The following is a 17,422-nucleotide window of genomic DNA, read 5'->3' on the forward strand; positions in this document are numbered from 1 at the left end:
TCAAAGGGAAGGGCGAAAACAACCACTCCAGCTTATACCTAAATGGGAATGATTCCTATTTAGAAAAGAAGCGCCGCGACGGCGCCCTCCCCGCTGACGGGAAGGGCGCCGTCGGGGTCAGCTGCCGTTCGGCTGTCCCAGCCGGCGGATGCCGGTGGCCTGCGTGGCGTCCCTGATCTCGCCCACCAACTGCTCAATCACGTCCTCGAGGAACAGGACGCCCTGGGTGTTTCCGTCCGGGCCGATCACGCGGGCAAGGTGCGAGCCCGTGCGCTGCATGACGGACATTGCCTTTTCTATCTCGTCGTCCAGCGCCAGGTTGGCGAGTGACCGGATGCGGCTTTCGGCAATCGGCAGCTCATAGGCCTGCTCAGGGATGGAGAGCACGTCCTTGACGTGGAGGTAGCCGTACAGCATGTCGTCCTCGTCAAGCATGGGGAAGCGGGAAAACCCGGTACGGCTGACTGCTTTTTCAAACTCCACCGGAGTGGTGGCCGCCTTCAGCATGACCAGCTTCTCCAGCGGCACCATGATGTCAGCCGCAGTGTACTCGGAGAACTCCAGCGCGCCGGTGATGAGCCCGGCGTCGTCGTCCACCAGGCCGTGGCGGGTGGACTCCTGCACGATGGACTGCACTTCCTCCAGCGTGAAGGAGGAGTTCACCTCATCCTTGGGCTCAATGCGGAGGAGCTTGAGGATGTGGTTCGCGGACCAGTTCAGGACCGAGATCACGGGGTGGACCAGCCGGGCGACGAACATCAGCGGCGGGGAAAGCAGCAGCGCCGCCTTGTCCGCCACGCTGACCGAAATGTTCTTGGGCACCATCTCACCGAAGGTCACGTGCAGGAACGTCACCAGCATCAGGGCAACGGCGAAGGCCGCCACGTCGGCGATCTCCATCGGCAGGCCCAGCGTTTCCAGGGGGACGGCCAGCAGGTGGTGGATGGCCGGTTCAGCCACCAGCAGGATCAGCAGCGAACAGACGGTGATGCCCAGCTGCGCGCAGGCCAGCATCAGCGAGACGTTTTCCATGGCGCGGAGGGTGGTCTGCGCCCGCTTGGAACCTGCCTCGGCCAGCGGTTCAATCTGGCTTCGCCGTGCGGACATCACCGCGAATTCAGCGGCAACGAAGAACGCATTACCGAGCAGCAGGACCCCCAGCCAGGCGATTCCGGCCCAGTCACTCATTGTTCTGTCCTGTCATTGCGCTTGGCCCTGTCGTTGCGCCTGGCCTTGTCGCCCTTGTCCGCAGGCTCCGGTTCGTCGGCCGGGTGGAAGCAGATCCGGTCGATCCGGCGGCCATCCATCCGGGTGACACTCAGTGTTCCCCCGCCAACGGGGACGGTGTCCCCCACTGTGGCAATCCGGCCCAGCTGGCTCATGACGTACCCGCCCACGGTTTCATACGCAGCTTCATCGGGGACGGTCAGCCGGGGGATCTGCTCGGACAGCTCGTCCGGGCGGAGCAGGCCCGGGAAGTACCAGTCGCCGGAGGCGCTTTGCAGCAGCCCGGGGCGGACCTTGTCGTGTTCATCCGCCACCTCGCCCACGATTTCCTCCACCAGGTCCTCGAGGGTGGCGATGCCGGCGGTTCCGCCGTACTCGTCCAGGACGACAGCGAGCTGCAGGTTGCCGTCCCGGAGCTCTGCCAGCAGGGCGTCAAGGTGGATGGTCTCGGGGACCCTCAGCACCTCGGTCATGATGGCTCCGGCTTCCAGGTTCTGGCGGCGGTCCCAGGGAACGGCCACGGCCTTCTTCACGTGGACCAGCCCACGGATGTCGTCCGCGGAGTCGCCAATAACCGGGAACCGGGAGTATCCGGTCCGGCGGGCGGCATCCACCACATCGGAGACGGGCTGGTCGGCGTCGATCGTCTCCACCCGGATGCGTGGCGTCATCACGTCGGCCGCCGTCCTGGTGGAGAAGTTCAAGGTGCGCGCCACGAAGTTGGCGGTGCCGGCGTCGAGCGTTCCCATTGCCGCTGAACGGCGCACCAGGGATGCAAGTTCCGCAGGCGTCCTGGCTCCGGAGATTTCTTCCTTTGCTTCCAGTCCGAAAACGTTAAGCACCTTGTTGGAGAATCCGTTGAGCACCACGATGGCGGGCTTGAACACGGCGGTGAACATCAGCTGCGGCCGCGCCAGGGCGCGCCCCACGGGGAAGGACAGCGCAATGGCCATGTTCTTGGGCACCAGTTCGCCAAGGAGCATGGAGAGCAGGGTAGCGATCACCATGGCAAGGACCAGGGAGATGGAGGCAACCGCGACGCCGGGAAGTCCGACGGCGGCCAGGGGGGCTTCCAGGAGGCGGCCCACGGAGGGCTCCATCACGTAACCGGTCAGGAGCGTTGTCATGGTGATGCCCAGCTGGCAGCTGGAGAGCTGCGTGGACAGCGACTTCAGGCAGGTGAGCAATGGCACGGCGGCTGTATCGCCGTCGTCAATGGCGCGCTGGACCGTTGCCTGGTCCAGCGCAATAAGGGAGAACTCGACGGCTACAAAGAAACCCGTGCCGGCGATGAGCAGCAGTCCTGCTGCGAGGAGAAGCCACTCCATTCAGCATCCCGCCCGGGAGGCGGCTGCCGACGGCGTGGCATACGGAAGGAAAAGCTGGGGGCTGGAAGATCTTCCCGGCGGAGGATGGTCGGCAGAAACCGACGCTCTTTCCGCGGGGGCTACGGCCGGCTGGGCCGCCGGCGGGTGATGGGCTCGTGTTCGGGGTTTGCCGGCTCTGCGGGTGGACTGCGCGGAGCTGGTCGTTATGCTCCGCTGACAGCCCCCAGGCCGGCACCTAGATTTACTGTCCATAAGGTTTTCAGTCTACAGGAGCCGTGCCCCCGCCTTACCGCCACCAGCCGGCCAGCCGCTGCCGCCGCCCTGTTTCCTTGCGTGTTTTTCTGCGGGGCCGGACACTCCCTGGCTACGGCGTTTAACGCCACATTCAGCGATCCCGGCGTCACTTCATGATTTGGGTCACCCTTATTGGCAGTTAAGACAAGATGCTCACTAGACTTGCAAAGGTCTGGGTTCAGAGGACGCAGAGATCGGTTCGAACGTGTTGCTGAAGCACCGTGGGGCCGGAGAGAAATCAAACTCATGGAAGAGGCGTATTTCAAGTGCCAGAGCAGCCTAGCCACCGTCTACCAGAGGAATTTGGCGGAAACGAGTGGCTCGTTGACGAACTGTACGAGCAGTACCAGCAGGACAAGAACGCCGTGGATGCCAAGTGGTGGCCGCTGTTTGAATCGTTCGAGTCGGGCAACAGTTCTTCTTCCAATGGAAATTCGGCGCATGCCGCAGCCCACCCTGCCACCAGGGAAATGCCTGCCGTAAACCCGGCTCCAGCAGCCCCGGCACCGTCGCCGGCCACTGCTCCCGCCGCGCCCCCGGCGCCGCCCGCCGCCCCGCCGGCCTCCGCTGCGGCACCGGCAAAGAAGGCTCCCGCCACTGAAGCCCGCGACGGCGGCACGAAGACCGGAACGGGCCCGGGCTCCCAGCCCATCCCCGCCCAGCTGCCCAAGAACGTCAAGGCACCCACCGCCCCCGAGGAAGACGTCGTCTCCGTCCTTCGCGGACCGGCCAAGGCGATCGCCACCAACATGGTCACCAGCCTCCAGGTGCCCACCGCCACCAGCGTCCGCGCCATTCCGGCCAAGCTGCTGATCGACAACCGCGTGGTCATCAACTCGAACCTCGCCCGCGCCCGCGGCGGCAAGGTTTCCTTCACGCACCTCATCGGCTATGCCGTGATCCGCGCGCTCTCCCAGTTCCCTTCGATGAACGTGTACTACGACGAAGTGGACGGCAAGCCGGTTGCGGTCCAGCCGGCCCACGTCAACTTCGGCATCGCCATCGACATGCCGAAGCCCGACGGCACCCGCCTGCTCATGGTGCCGAACATCAAGAAGGCTGAAACCCTCAATTTCTCCGAGTTCTGGCACACCTACGAGGACCTCATCAAGCGTGCCCGCAACGGCAAGCTCACCGCGGAGGACCATCAGGGCACCACGGTGTCGCTGACCAACCCCGGCGGCATCGGCACCGTCCACTCGGTGCCCCGCCTGTCAAAGGGCCAGGCCGCCATCATCGGCGTCGGCGCCCTCGACTACCCTGCGGAATTCCAGGGTGCCAGCGAAAAGATCATCGCCCATAACGCGATCAGCAAGGTCCTCACGCTGACCTCCACCTACGACCACCGGGTAATCCAGGGTGCCGGCAGCGGCGAGTTCCTGAAGCTGGTCCACCAGTTGCTGCTGGGCGCGCAGGACTTCTACGACGAAATCTTCGAGTCCCTGCGCATCCCCTACGAGCCCGTGCGCTGGAGCGCGGACAAGCAGGTGGACCCGGCCGACGAAATCAACAAGGTGGCCCGGATCCAGCAGCTGATCCACTCCTACCGTGTCCGCGGACACCTGATGGCGGACACCGATCCGCTGGAGTACGTCCAGCGCAAGCACCCCGACCTCGATGTCCTCACCTACGGCCTGACGCTGTGGGACCTGGACCGCGAATGGCCTACGGGCGGCTTCGGCGGCAAGCCCCAGCTCAAGTTCCGCGACATTCTGGGCGTCCTCCGCGATGCTTACTGCCGCACCACGGGCATCGAGTACATGCACATCCAGGAGCCTGCCGAGCGCAAGTGGTTCCAGGACCAGCTGGAGCACCCCTACTCAAAGCCCAGCCGTGAAGAGCAGCTGCGCATCGTCTCCAAGCTGAACGCAGCCGAAGCCTTCGAAACCTTCCTGCAGACCAAGTTCGTGGGCCAGAAGCGCTTCTCCCTTGAGGGCGGCGAATCGCTGATCCCGCTGCTTGACGCCATCATGTCCAACGCGGCCGACGACGGACTGGACGAGGTTGCCATCGGCATGGCCCACCGCGGCCGCCTCAACGTGCTCACCAACATCGCCGGCAAGACCTACGCGCAGGTCTTCCGGGAGTTCGAAGGCACCCAGGACCCGCGCTCCGTGCAGGGATCCGGCGACGTGAAGTACCACCTGGGCACCGAGGGGACGTTCACCTCGGACAACGGCAAGGAAACCAAGGTTTACCTGGCCGCCAACCCTTCCCACCTCGAAGCCGTGGACCCCGTCCTCGAGGGCATCGTCCGCGCCAAGCAGGACCGGCTTGACCAGGGCGAGTCCTTCCCTGTCCTGCCCATCATGGTCCACGGCGACGCCGCCTTCGCCGGCCAGGGCGTGGTTGCCGAAACGCTCAACCTGTCCCAGCTCCGCGGCTACCGCACCGGCGGCACCATCCACGTTGTGGTCAACAACCAGGTGGGCTTCACCACGGCCCCCTCGTCGTCCCGCTCGTCCACATACTCCACGGACGTTGCCAAGATGATCCAGGCACCCGTCTTCCACGTGAACGGCGACGACCCCGAAGCCGTGGTCCGCATCGGCCAGCTCGCCTACGAGTTCCGCCAGCGGTTCCACAAGGACGTTGTCATCGACATGGTCTGCTACCGCCGCCGCGGACACAACGAGGGCGACGACCCCTCGATGACCCAGCCGCTGATGTACAACCTGATCGAGGCCAAGCGCTCCGTCCGCAAGCTGTACACCGAGTCCCTCATCGGCCGTGGCGACATCACCGAGGAAGAAGCCGAACAGCTGCTCCGCGACTACCAGGAGCGCCTGGAGCGCGTCTTTGCCGAAACCCACGCGGCCCAGACGTCCCCGATCCCGATCGTGACGGCAGACACCGCCGCTGTTTCGGACATCGAGCGCCCCATCTCCCAGCAGTCGGATTCCGGCGTCAACGCCCCTGCCTCCACGGCAATCTCGGCTGACACCCTGGCCCGGATCGGCAAGGCCCACGTGGAAGTCCCCGAGGGCTTTACCGTGCACGCGAAGCTCAAGCAGCTGCTCGAGAAGCGTGAACAGATGTCCCGTGAGGGCGGCATCGACTGGGGCTTCGGCGAAATCGCGGCCTTCGGTTCGCTGATCATGGAAGGCGTCCCCGTACGCCTTGCCGGGCAGGACTCCCGCCGCGGCACGTTCGTGCAGCGCCACGCCGTCTTCCACGACCGTGCCAACGGCAAGGAATGGCTGCCCCTGGGCAACCTCTCCGACGACCAGGCGAAGCTGTGGATCTACGATTCCCTGCTCTCCGAATACGCGGCCATGGGCTTCGAATACGGCTACTCCGTGGAACGGCCGGACGCGCTGGTCCTGTGGGAAGCCCAGTTCGGCGACTTCGTCAACGGCGCCCAGACCATCATCGACGAGTTCATTTCCTCGGCCGAGCAGAAGTGGGGGCAGCGTTCGTCGCTGGTCCTGATGCTGCCGCACGGTTATGAAGGCCAGGGACCGGACCACTCCTCCGCAAGGATCGAGCGGTTCCTGCAGCTGTGCGCCGAGGAGAACATGATCGTGGCCAACCCCACCACCGCGGCCTCGCACTTCCACCTGCTGCGCCGCCAGGCCTACAGCCGCCCGCGGAAGCCGCTCATCATCTTCACACCCAAGCAGCTGCTGCGCCTCAAGGCCGCCGCGTCCTCGGTGGAAGACTTCACCACCGGCAGCTTCCGGCCCGTGATCGGCGAGCACGAGCAGCTGGCGGGAGGCGCCGTCGAACGCGTACTGCTGGTGTCCGGCCGCCTGTACTACGACCTCCTGTCCACCCGGCAGAAGACCGGTGACAAGACCACCGCGATTGTCCGCGTGGAGCAGCTCTACCCGCTGCCCCACGAGGAGATCGCAAAGGAGCTGGCCAAATACCCGAACGCCGAGGTTGTCTGGGCACAGGACGAGCCCGCCAACCAGGGTCCGTGGCCGTTCATCGGCCTGAACCTGCCGGACGCCCTTGAGCGCCGCGTCCGGCTGGTCTCGCGTCCGGCCTCGGCATCCACCGCTGCCGGGTCAATGAAGCGGCACGCCGCCGAGCAGGATGTACTCCTGAAGCAGGCATTTGCACGGAAGTAAGCAGTAAGGCTGCCCGGCCGGACGTCGAAATCCCAGACTCCGGCCGGGCAGTTCTGTTTAATGGAGTGCACGGCGCCGAATGGAACGCACGGCGCGAGATGGACAGGCCCAACGAATGCACAGCGGCGCTCCGTGGCCGGCAAGTGAAGCCACGGTTGCAGCGGCAAGGCACTGACGTAAAGAGGAACGTGTGGAAGACAGGAAGCTGCGCATTGCAGCTGTAGGAGATGAACTGCTGGCCGGACTGGGTGATCCCCGGGCACTCGGCTGGCTGGGACGCGTCCTCGCCCGCACACCCCGGGACAGCATGCTCCTCGAGAGCTACGCCCTCCCCTGCCCGCAGGAAGGCACGGAAGGCCTGGCCGCGCGGTGGCTCGAGGAAGCCGGCCGCCGCTTCAGCGACCACGCCGAAAACAGGCTGGTCATCGGGCTCTCCGGGCGCGACATCGAGTTTGGGCTCTCCACCGCACGCAGCAGGCTCAACCTCGCCAACATCCTGGATTCCGCATCGCAAAACCGCATCGAAGTCTTCGTCGTGGGTCCGCCCCCCACGCTTGATCCGAACCAGAACAGGCGCCTGGACGAACTCAACACCGCCTTCGCCGACGTCACCACCCGGCGCAAGCACCTGTACGTTGACACCTTCTCCCCCCTCCTGAACCACGAACAGTGGCGCCAGGACCTGGCAGCCAACGGCGGGACCCCGGGGCAGGCCGGGTATGGACTGATGGCGTGGCTGGTGCTTCACCGGGGCTGGTTCCAGTGGCTTGGCATGGACGTCCCGGAGTAAGCTCCAATCGCGATATATCTTGACGTTGTTCCCGCCGCGGGGTAGCTTGGGAGGGTCAACACGATATATCGCCTTTTGGAGGACTCCGTGCCTGATCAAGAATGGACTGTCACCAGCCCACAGACCATCGACGTCGACGGCGTGGCGTCCCTGAAGCTCGGCATGGTGCAGGGCCGCTTCGACGTCGTTACGCACGAGGAGCAGGTGGCCCGCGTCGAGATTGCCGACGTCCACGGAGACCCTGTGGCGGTCTCCCTGAGCGAGGGCCGCCTGGAGGTCCGCCACCAGCTGCACGGCCCCCAAGGCTGGTTCAAGAACCTCATGGGGACCGTCAGCCACAACAGCGAAAATTCGGCCGTCATCAGCATTGCCGTCCCCGCCCACGTCCGGGTGGAGGCGGGCACGGTCAGCGGTGACGGATTGGTGTCAGGCATCAAGGGACAGACGCGCCTCAACACGGTCTCCGGCTCGGTCATGGCGGACGGCACCGAGGGTGAACTGCACATCAACACCGTCAGCGGAGAAGTCACCGCCCGGAACCACACAGGTGTCCTGACCGCCAAGAGCGTCTCCGGCGAAGTGACCGCGTCCGGGCACCTCAGCAACATCCGCGCAAACACCGTCAGCGGGGACATGAGCTTCGATCTCCTGGGCTTCACGCACGACTTTGGCGCGAACTCGGTGTCCGGGGACCTCACCATCCGGCTGCCCCACGACGTGGGCGTGGACATCGTGGCCAAGTCGGCCAGCGGTGCCGTTGTGATCGGAGACCAGCGGTACGCGGTGGTTGGCGGCAAGGTGGAAACGATTGCCGGCCCGGACGGACAGCTCATGCTGGTGCGGACCAACACGGTGTCGGGCAAGACCTCCATCTTCCACGGCCCGGCGGCGGGAAATGCAGAAGCTGGCTCCTAATGGCCCCGGTATTCGCCCACGGCGCGCTTCGCCTCTACCTGCTGGCACTGCTTGAGTCAGGTCCCAAACACGGCTACGAGCTCATCAAGGAACTCAAGGAACGGTTTGGCGGCACCTACTCCCCCAGCGCCGGAACCATCTACCCCCGGCTGGGAAAACTTGAGGAGGAAGGGCTCGTGGCCACGGAATCCGCCGGGCGCCGGACCAACTACCACATCACCGCATCCGGGCTGGCGGAGCTGAACCGGCGCCGTGACGAACTGGCCGGCGTGGAGAGCGAAATCTCCGCTTCCGTCCGCCGGCTGGCCGACAACCTCCGCGAGGACATCCGCAGCAACATGCGGGGGCTTCGGGCCGATCTTGCCGCCACGGCGGAGGCCGCCCGGGCCACTGCGCGCTCGACGGATTTCAAGGTCCCCGGCAGGTTGCCACCGGAAAGCCAGCGCTCCCTGAAGGAAGCGGAAATGATGCTCCAGCGGTTCCGCGACGACCTCAGGTCTGAGCTGCGGCTGCACGCCGGAAGGGAGCCCCTCAGCCCCCTGGCACTGGAAACAGTCCGGACCGTCCTTGAACAGGCCGGCATCTCGATCCGGAACTCCCTCAAACCCTAGGACTGCATGCTCCCCCAGCGGCCAAGGCGCAGGTCATGCGGCTGTTCCCGGTTCGCGGGCGGCTACTTGATGTGCGAGACTTGAGGGCAGCTCTTTTGAGTACCAACAGTAAGGAGGCCAGCTATGAGCAAGCGTGCACGCAAGCGTCGTGACCGTAAGCGTGGCGGCGCGAACCACGGGAAGCGCCCCAACACCTAGGCAAATGCCAGGAACTACGGTTCAAGCGAAGGACCCCGGACGCCAAACGGCTTCCGGGGTCCTTTGCTTTGTCAGCGGCGGCGGTACGGCCCCGCCGCCCTAGGCGTCTACCGGCCGGATGGTGTGGATCCGGTCAAGAATGGCGTTCTTCAGGTTCTCCGGAGCGGCCTCGGTGCAGGACCGCTTGACCATGTTGCGGATCACGCATTCAAGGTCGTACTGCTGCGTGCATTCCGGGCAGTCATCAAGGTGGTTCTTGATGTCTGTGATGTCCTCACGTGTCAGGGCACCGTCGAGGTACTCGTAAATCCGTTGCATCCGGGTGTCATCGCAATCGCCCAATCCCTGGCAGTCGCTCATTTCCTGCTCTCCTGTTGTGTGCTTCCTGCCGCGTCCTGTGAATCGGCGGCTGTCTTGAATCCGCGCTCGGCGGCGTACTCTCCCAGCATGTCCCGCAACATTCTCCGGCCGCGGTGGAGCCGGGACATCACTGTGCCGATGGGCGTGTTCATGATGTCTGAAATTTCCTTGTAGGCGAACCCCTCAACATCCGCGAAGTAGACCGCAAGGCGGAATTCCTCGGGAATGTCCTGGAGCGCCCTTTTCACGTCGGAATCCGGAAGGTGGTCCAGTGCTTCCGCCTCGGCGGACCGGAGCCCGCTGGAGGTGTGCGACTCAGCCCTGGCCAACTGCCAGTCCTCGATGGTGTCCGAGTTGGACTGGAGCGGTTCCCGCTGCCGCTTGCGGTACAAGTTGATGTACGTGTTGGTCAGGATGCGGTAGAGCCAGGCCTTGAGGTTGGTTCCGGGCTTGTACTGGTGAAACGCGGAGAAAGCCTTGGTGTAGGCCTCCTGGACGAGGTCCTCGGCGTCGGAAGGGTTCCGGGCCATGCGCATTGCCGCCGAATACAGCTGGTCGACGTACTGCATGGCATCGCGTTCGAACCGCAGCCGGCGCTCTTCCGCCGATTCAGTGGCAACATCCACCGGGTCCTCGCCCGATTCCACGGCAGCGGCGGCCACCGGGACAACTGCGGAATCCGCAGCCCCGGTTCCGGCGGCAACGCTGCCCTTCGCTTCGTTGTGGGAAGCTTCATACATGGCCGAGACGGCCGGATCCAAGGTGCTCATTGCCCTCAAGTCTACTGTCAGGCTCCGCGCACGCGGCGGCCCATACCCTGGGGGTTGCGACCCAAACGAGTCCAGTGCCACCGGGCCTGCTGCTTCAATTCCGTCCAACACGCGCGCCAAGGGCCCAACTCCGCTCTGCTTGTCCGGCCGGGGACGTGCGTCTGGCAGTCCGTGCCCGGCCATCTGTTCCATGGTTTCACCCATGATTTACCTGCGGACCGGCGTTCCCCGGATCCGACATCCATAACCTCCTGCGCTCGGCAAATATTCCCCAAAAGTGCAAGACTAGGACGGACTCCGCCGCATTCGACGCGGTTCGTCCACCCAGGAGGAAATCCATGTCCTTTGTCCGCACGCTCGCCCGCCCCATGCTGGCCTCCAGCTTTGTCCTTGCCGGAATGGACAAGCTCAAGAACGCTGACGACACCGCGCAGCAGCTCTCGCCGCTGCTCCGCAAGGCAGCCGCGTCGCTGCCCTTCAAAGCGGACGAGAAGACGCTTGCCCGCGTCATCGGCGGAACCCAGGTGGGCGCCGGCGTACTCTTCGGACTGGGCAAGTTCTCCAGGCTTTCGGCCACGGTGCTCACCGTGATTTCCCTGCTCAACACGTTCGTCGAGTGGCGCAGTGCAGACATCAGCAGCAAGGAAGGCCGCGAGACCCGGCGCAACCAGCTGCTCAAGAACCTGTCCTTGAGCGGCGGTGCGCTCCTTGCGTCCGTTGACACCGCGGGCAAGCCGGGCCTGGCCTGGCGCGCAGAGCACCTGGCCGCTGATGCGCGCAAGGGCGCCTCGCACCTGGCTGCGGACGCCAGGAAGACCACCAACAAAAAACTCCACAAAGCGGACAAAGCCGTGCGCCGCGCGGTGGAGCAGGCCACGGGGGCATAACAACGAATGACCGCAGCAGCCGCCGTCCGGGATGATTCCGGAACGCCTGTCCCCCACTGGCCCGCACCCTTCGCGTCCCGCCCTGTCAATGCCACCGTCACGGTGCCCGGTTCCAAGTCGCTGACCAACAGGTATCTGGTCCTTGCAGCCCTGGCTGACGGACCCTCCCGCCTGCGCGCGCCCCTGCACTCCAGGGACTCCGCGCTCATGGTCGAAGCACTCCGCCAGCTGGGTGCCACCGTTACGGAGGTGCCCGGGGAAGGAGCCTTCGGGCCAGACCTTGAAGTTGTTCCGCTGGACCCGGACGCGGCCCCGTCCCCGGCGGGGATCGACTGCGGGCTTGCCGGCACGGTGATGCGGTTCGTCCCGCCCCTCGCTGCACTGCGCAGGGGCACCAGCGAGTTCGACGGCGACCCCCACGCGCGCAAGCGGCCGATGGGAACCATCATCGAGGCACTCAAGGCGCTGGGGGTGGCAATTTCCTCCACTGAGGGGGGCACGCCGTCGTCGTTGCCGTTTGTGGTGGATGGCACCGGGAAGGTCCGCGGCGGCCACCTGGTGATCGACGCCAGCGCGTCCTCCCAGTTCGTTTCGGCGCTGCTCCTGGTGGGAGCGCGGTTCACCGAGGGCCTGCACCTGGAACACGTGGGCAATCCGGTGCCCAGCCTCGACCACATCAACATGACCGTGGACGTCCTGCGCGGGGCGGGCGTTGCCGTTGACGACTCGGTTCCCAACCACTGGGTTGTCAGCCCGGGCCCCATCCGCGCCTTTGACCAGCGGATCGAGCAGGACCTGTCCAACGCCGGGCCGTTCCTCGCCGCGGCGTTGGCGTCCGGCGGAACCGTGCGGGTCCCCGGCTGGCCGGAAGAAACGCAGCAGGTGGGCGATCTCTGGCGCAGCATCCTTGCCCGGATGGGCGCGGAGGTCAGCCTGCAGGACGGCGTCCTGACCATCACCGGCGGCACCGAGATCAAGGGCGGGGACTTCGCGGACACCAGCGAACTCGCCCCCACCGTGGCCGCCCTGTGCGCGCTGGCCAGCGGGCCTTCGCGGCTCAGCGGCATCGCGCATCTGCGCGGACACGAAACGGACCGGCTTGCTGCGCTGGTCACGGAAATCAACCGGCTCGGCGGTGACGCCGAGGAGACCAGCGACGGCCTGGTGATCCGGCCTGCGAAGCTGCACGCCGGCGTCGTCCACAGCTACGCGGACCACCGCATGGCCACCGCCGGGGCCATCCTCGGCCTGGCCGTGGAGGGCATCCAGGTGGAGGACATCGGCACCACCGCCAAGACCATGCCGGACTTCCCGCAACTGTGGGCCGACATGCTGGCCCAGGACGCCCCTGGGGCTGGGGCGGAAGGTTCCAGCGGTGGCGCGGAGCACTGATTCCTGGGACGAATCCGACGTCCGGATCCGGCCCAGCAAGAAGGGCTCCAGGCCCCGCACCAAGGACAGGCCCAGCCACGACGACGCCGTCACCGGGCGCATCATCACGGTTGACCGCGGCCGTTACACAGCAGTGGTGGGCGAGGACTCGGGCAACGAGCGGGTGGTCATTGCCGCCCGGGCAAGGGAACTTCGCAGGAACCCGGTGGTTGCCGGGGACTTTGTTTCACTGGTGGGCGATGTCTCCGGCGAGCCGGACACCCTGGCCCGGCTGGTGAAGATCCAGGACCGCCGGACGCTCCTGCGGCGCAGCGCCGATGACACCGATCCGGTGGAACGCGCCGTGGTGGCCAACGCGGACCAGCTGGTCATTGTGGTGGCAGCCGCCAACCCCGAGCCGCGCACGGGTTTCATTGACCGCGCCCTGGTGGCCGCCTACGACGCCGGCATTGAGCCGATCCTGCTGGTCACCAAGGCGGACATCAAGGATCCCGCGGAGCTGCTGGCCAATTACACCCACCTGGACTTTCCGGTGATCATCAGCCGGACTGCCGACGCGCAGGCCTCAGGCGTTGATGCCCGTTCCGACGACGGCCTCTCCGCCCGGCTGGACAGGGCCGCCGTCGCGGAGCTGCGGACCTACCTCGACGGGAAAGTCACCGTCATGCTGGGGCACTCCGGCGTGGGCAAGTCAACCATGGTCAATGCGCTCACCGGGGCGGAACGGGCCACCGGCGGCGTGAACGCGGTGACCGGCCGGGGCCGGCACACGTCATCCTCCGCCCTCGCCCTGCGCCTCGCGGACGCGCCGTCCGGCAGCTGGATCATCGACACCCCCGGCATCCGCTCCTTTGGCCTGGCGCACGTGGACCCTGACCGGATCCTGCGCTCCTTCCCGGACCTCTCCCCCGGCACGGATGACTGCGAGCGCGGCTGCAAGCACACAGCCACTGCCGTGGACTGCGGGCTGGACGCATGGGTAGCGGGGGGCCACGCCGGCCCCACCGGGGCTGCCCGGCTTGCCTCGTTGCGGCGGTTGCTCGGGGCGGACCCGCGAATGGAAGCCCAGGAGGCCAAGGAGCTGGGCAGCGTCAACTGACGGGGCCCGGATCCCGGCAGAATCGTGCGCAGACGGTAGTTTGGAACCATGATCCAACCCGCTTCGAGCTACAACGATGACCTGCGCCTGGCCCATGTCCTGGCCGACTCAGTGGATGACCAGACCATGAGCCGCTTCAAGGCACTGGACCTCCACATTGAGACCAAGCCGGACCTGACGCCCGTCACCGATGCGGACAAGGCGGCCGAAGAAGCCATCCGCGGCCAGCTCTCCCGCTCCCGTCCGCGCGATGCCGTCCTTGGCGAGGAGTTCGGCAGCACCGGCCACGGCTCGCGGCGGTGGATCATCGATCCCATCGACGGCACCAAGAACTTCGTCCGCGGCGTTCCCGTGTGGGCCACCCTGATCGCGCTGGTGGACGAAGGCGAACCGGTAGTGGGTGTGGTGAGCGCTCCGGCCCTGGGCAAGCGCTGGTGGGCGGCGAAGGGCATGGGAGCCTACATGGGACGCTCCCTGGCAGCTGCCACCCGGCTCCGGGTGTCCAACGTTTCCAGCCTGTCCGACGCCTCACTGTCCTATTCGAGCCTTGGCGGCTGGAAGGAACGTGGAAACCTCAACGAGTTCCTGGGCCTCACCGAGGATGTCTGGCGGACCCGGGCCTTCGGCGACTTCTGGTCCTACTGCATGGTGGCGGAGGGTTCGGTGGACATCGCCTGCGAACCCGAGCTCAACCTCTATGACATGGCCGCCCTGGTGCCTATCGTCGTTGAAGCGGGCGGCCGTTTCACCTCGTTGGAAGGCGAAGACGGGCCGTTCGGCGGCAATGCCCTGGCCACCAATTCCATCCTGCACTCGGAAGTGCTGCGCCGGTTGAACCCGGACCTGGACGACCTCCTCTAACACTCCATTCTCCGAAGAATCAACGCCGGGCACCTCCAAAAGGAGGTGCCCGCCGTCGTTATCTTCGGTAAAAGCAGTCCTTTTCAACTGCGCGTAACAAAGCCCTTAACATTCCAGCCGGCTTTTAGCCTGCACGGGGTATGTCCTACGCTCTTAACCAGGTCACGAGTGCCAGCGCTAAACCCCGGTTTGCTGGCCGGCAACCCTCCATTCGCGGTGGGGTGCCCCGGGTGACGACCAGGCCGGTCCGGAACGGATGCGGCAAGCGCGGATTCCCCCAGCGGAGTCCTGTTCCAAAGTGAGGTCTCTGTGACAACTGCCACCGTCTCCCCCAGCGCCGCAATCCAGCCTGGACCGGCAGCACTCGTCGACCAGCGCCATGCGGCGGCCGGCCGTCCCCTGGCGGCAGTCACCGGCGCCGAAATCCAGGCCCCCCTGATCCATGGCGGGCACGTCCGGTACGCGAACCTCGACTACGGCGCGTCGGCCCCGGCGCTCTCCGTGGTGTCCGCCTACCTCAACGAAATCCTGCCCTTCTACGCGAGCGTGCACCGCGGAGCCGGCTACGCCTCCCAGATCAGCACCTCGGTGTACGAGAACGCCCGCGCCATCGTCCGGGACTTCGTGGGCGGCCGCCCGGACGATTCCGTGATCTTCACCCGGAACACCACCGATTCCCTCAACCTGCTGGCCGGCTGCCTGCCCGCTACAAGCGGCCGGGCCGACGGCGACGTCCTGTACCTGGACATTGAGCACCACGCCAACCTGCTCCCGTGGCAGGGCGTCCCCCACCGCAGCATCGTGGCGGCCGACACCATCGCGGGAACCATTGATGCCGTGCGTGCCGAGCTCCAGCACGGCGGGGTAAGCCTGCTCGCCGTCACCGGGGCGTCCAACGTCACCGGCGAGATCCTTCCCATCCGGGCCCTCGCCTCACTCGCCCACGAATACGGCGCAAGGATCGTGGTGGACGCGGCCCAGCTGGCGCCGCACCGCCGCATCGACATCACCGCGGACGACGTCGACTACCTCGCCTTCTCCGGGCACAAGCTGTACGCGCCCTTTGGGTCAGGGGTCCTTGTGGGCCGCCCGGACTGGCTGGACGCCGGGACCCCGCACCTTGCCGGCGGCGGCGCCGTCAAGGAGGCCAGGCTCGACGGCGTCAGCTGGGCCACCGGTCCGGCCCGCCACGAGGGCGGGTCACCCAACGTGCTGGGCGCAGCCACCCTTGCCCGAGCCACCCAGGTTATTGCGGAGCTGGATCCGGACCGGTGGCACGCCCACGAGTCCGCCATCCGTTCCTTCCTGGTCGAAGGCCTGCAGGAGATCGACGGCGTGACTGTCCACCAGATCTTCAAGGACACCGATCCGGAGACTGACACGATCGGCGTGGTGAACTTCTCCGTGGAAGGCTACGACGCCGGATTGGTGGCGGCCTACCTGTCAGCCGAGCATGGTGTGGGCCTGCGTGACGGCCGCTTCTGCGCCCACCCGCTGCTGAAGCGGCTGGGGCTTCCGTCCGGCTCCCTCCGGGCCAGCTTCGGCGTGGGATCCCGCCTTGATGATGCCCAGCGGCTCCTGGCAGGCATCCGGGACCTTCGCAGCAAGGGGCTTGGCTGGGACTATGTGGTGGATGCGGGCCGCTGGGTTCCCGCCAACGACAACCGCACCTACCCGCACTGGGCCCCCAACACCCCGGGGACGGCTGGCGCGGCCCCCTGCATCGACGACTGACCTGCGCACCGCCTGACGGCCGCCGCTCAGCCGTACCGGTCCGGTACGGTAAATTCGGAAGGTACCGACGGGACCTGACGAAGGAGGCCACGCGTGGCACGGGGTGGCCCCAGGCTGGATCACGGCCGGCGCCGGGAGCTCGGACAGAGCTTCCAGGACGGCGGCAAGCATTACCAGCGGGTGCGGCCGGGATATCCCGCTGAATCCGCGCAGTGGCTGGTGCCCCGGGGCGCCCGCGATGCACTCGATGTTGGTGCCGGCACCGGCAAGTTCACGGCGCTGCTCCTGGACATGGGACTGTCGGTCACGGCGGTGGACCCCTCAGCGGACATGCTCGAACAACTCGCGGAACACTATCCCGCCGCCGCGGCTGTCCTGGGCACCGCGGAGGCCACCGGCCTGCCTGACTCAGCGTTCGACGTCGCCACCGTGGCCCAGGCCTGGCACTGGTGCGATGCGCTGCGGGCCAGCACGGAACTGGCCCGTGTCCTCCGGCCCCAGGGAACGCTGGGCCTGGTTTGGAACCAGTTGGATACGTCTGTCCCCTGGGTCCACCGGCTCTCGAGGATCATGCATGCCGGGGACGTGTACAAACCCGATTTCCGGCCGCTGGTAGGGCCCGAGTTCGAGGGACTGGAAGGCCACGTGGTGCACTGGCAGGACCCGGTCACCACCGGCGGCCTGATGGAGCTGGCAAAGTCGCGCAGCTACTACCTGCACGCCGGTGAGGCCACGCGGGCGAAAGTGCTGGCGAACCTCGACTGGTACCTCCATGAGCACCTGGGCCACGGCCCGGACAAGGACCTGCAGCTGCCGTACCTCACCTTGGCCTGGCGGGCTGTGCGGGCGTGAGCGGATCTGCCTGCGCCCGGCCCTGGCA

15 protein-coding genes and 1 riboswitch are annotated in these 17,422 nt (G+C 66.2%); of the genes, 11 read left to right on the top strand and 4 right to left on the bottom strand.

The genetic code is table 11. The features are described 5' to 3' along the window. Positions 1 to 117: 117 nt before the first annotated feature. The gene (locus tag KTR40_RS11855; RefSeq protein WP_139029657.1) at positions 118 to 1,188 is read right to left on the bottom strand and encodes a hemolysin family protein; all 1,071 of its coding nucleotides are present in this window, start codon (positions 1,186 to 1,188) and stop codon (positions 118 to 120) included. Beyond that, positions 1,185 to 2,555, bottom strand: a complete 1,371-nt coding sequence (locus KTR40_RS11860) for a hemolysin family protein (RefSeq protein ID WP_228403870.1) — start codon at positions 2,553 to 2,555, stop codon at positions 1,185 to 1,187. Before KTR40_RS11860 ends, KTR40_RS11855 begins: the two co-directional genes overlap by 4 nt. A 560-nt stretch (positions 2,556 to 3,115) precedes the next feature. On the opposite strand from KTR40_RS11860, the gene KTR40_RS11865 reads away from it, so the two are divergent. The 5 genes from KTR40_RS11865 (at position 3,116) to KTR40_RS19135 (ending at position 9,439) form a co-directional block, all read left to right on the top strand. Next, positions 3,116 to 6,925 (top strand): multifunctional oxoglutarate decarboxylase/oxoglutarate dehydrogenase thiamine pyrophosphate-binding subunit/dihydrolipoyllysine-residue succinyltransferase subunit, encoded by a 3,810-nt coding sequence (locus KTR40_RS11865; RefSeq protein ID WP_139029659.1) that lies wholly within the window; start codon positions 3,116 to 3,118, stop codon positions 6,923 to 6,925. A gap of 190 nt (positions 6,926 to 7,115) precedes the next feature. Continuing rightward, positions 7,116 to 7,715 carry a GDSL-type esterase/lipase family protein gene (locus KTR40_RS11870; RefSeq protein WP_139029660.1) on the top strand — a complete coding sequence of 200 codons (600 nt, stop codon included), beginning with the start codon at positions 7,116 to 7,118 and terminating at the stop codon, positions 7,713 to 7,715. Between the two features lie 87 nt (positions 7,716 to 7,802). Further along, positions 7,803 to 8,630, top strand: a complete 828-nt coding sequence (locus KTR40_RS11875; protein WP_139029661.1) for a DUF4097 family beta strand repeat-containing protein — start codon at positions 7,803 to 7,805, stop codon at positions 8,628 to 8,630. Further along, the gene (locus KTR40_RS11880) at positions 8,630 to 9,241 is read left to right on the top strand and encodes a PadR family transcriptional regulator (RefSeq protein WP_139029662.1); all 612 of its coding nucleotides are present in this window, start codon (positions 8,630 to 8,632) and stop codon (positions 9,239 to 9,241) included. Before KTR40_RS11875 ends, KTR40_RS11880 begins: the two co-directional genes overlap by 1 nt. Before the next feature lie 123 nt (positions 9,242 to 9,364). Then, the gene (locus tag KTR40_RS19135; protein WP_369299106.1) at positions 9,365 to 9,439 is read left to right on the top strand and encodes a 50S ribosomal protein bL37; all 75 of its coding nucleotides are present in this window, start codon (positions 9,365 to 9,367) and stop codon (positions 9,437 to 9,439) included. Between the two features lie 99 nt (positions 9,440 to 9,538). Here KTR40_RS19135 and rsrA read toward each other — a convergent pair whose 3' ends face one another. Both rsrA and KTR40_RS11890 read right to left on the bottom strand, forming a co-directional pair. Beyond that, complete coding sequence (gene rsrA / locus KTR40_RS11885) at positions 9,539 to 9,799, bottom strand: mycothiol system anti-sigma-R factor (protein WP_139029663.1); 261 nt, start codon at positions 9,797 to 9,799, stop codon at positions 9,539 to 9,541. Next, positions 9,796 to 10,569 (bottom strand): sigma-70 family RNA polymerase sigma factor, encoded by a 774-nt coding sequence (locus KTR40_RS11890; RefSeq protein WP_139029664.1) that lies wholly within the window; start codon positions 10,567 to 10,569, stop codon positions 9,796 to 9,798. The genes rsrA and KTR40_RS11890 overlap by 4 nt, the downstream gene beginning before the upstream one ends. A 338-nt stretch (positions 10,570 to 10,907) precedes the next feature. On the opposite strand from KTR40_RS11890, the gene KTR40_RS11895 reads away from it, so the two are divergent. From KTR40_RS11895 to KTR40_RS11920, 6 genes are all read left to right on the top strand, one after another. Beyond that, a complete protein-coding gene (locus tag KTR40_RS11895) occupies positions 10,908 to 11,456 on the top strand; it encodes a DoxX family protein (protein WP_139029665.1) in 549 nt (182 codons plus the stop codon). Positions 11,457 to 11,462: 6 nt separating this feature from the next. Beyond that, entirely contained in the window at positions 11,463 to 12,848 is a 1,386-nt protein-coding gene (gene aroA / locus KTR40_RS11900) for a 3-phosphoshikimate 1-carboxyvinyltransferase (RefSeq protein ID WP_228403871.1), read from the top strand. Continuing rightward, complete coding sequence (locus tag KTR40_RS11905) at positions 12,832 to 13,947, top strand: ribosome small subunit-dependent GTPase A (RefSeq protein WP_139029667.1); 1,116 nt, start codon at positions 12,832 to 12,834, stop codon at positions 13,945 to 13,947. The genes aroA and KTR40_RS11905 overlap by 17 nt, the downstream gene beginning before the upstream one ends. Before the next feature lie 48 nt (positions 13,948 to 13,995). After that, positions 13,996 to 14,808, top strand: coding sequence for a histidinol-phosphatase (gene hisN, locus KTR40_RS11910; RefSeq protein ID WP_139029668.1), 813 nt, complete (start codon positions 13,996 to 13,998; stop codon positions 14,806 to 14,808). Positions 14,809 to 14,968: 160 nt separating this feature from the next. Next, positions 14,969 to 15,082: riboswitch (SAM riboswitch) on the top strand. Between the two features lie 35 nt (positions 15,083 to 15,117). After that, the gene (locus tag KTR40_RS11915; protein ID WP_370633126.1) at positions 15,118 to 16,542 is read left to right on the top strand and encodes an aminotransferase class V-fold PLP-dependent enzyme; all 1,425 of its coding nucleotides are present in this window, start codon (positions 15,118 to 15,120) and stop codon (positions 16,540 to 16,542) included. A 93-nt stretch (positions 16,543 to 16,635) separates the two neighbouring features. Continuing rightward, entirely contained in the window at positions 16,636 to 17,394 is a 759-nt protein-coding gene (locus KTR40_RS11920) for a class I SAM-dependent methyltransferase (RefSeq protein ID WP_228403872.1), read from the top strand. The last annotated feature ends 28 nt before the right edge of the window (positions 17,395 to 17,422 follow it).

The organism is Pseudarthrobacter sp. L1SW (genome assembly GCF_020809045.1).
Lineage (GTDB): Bacteria > Actinomycetota > Actinomycetes > Actinomycetales > Micrococcaceae > Arthrobacter.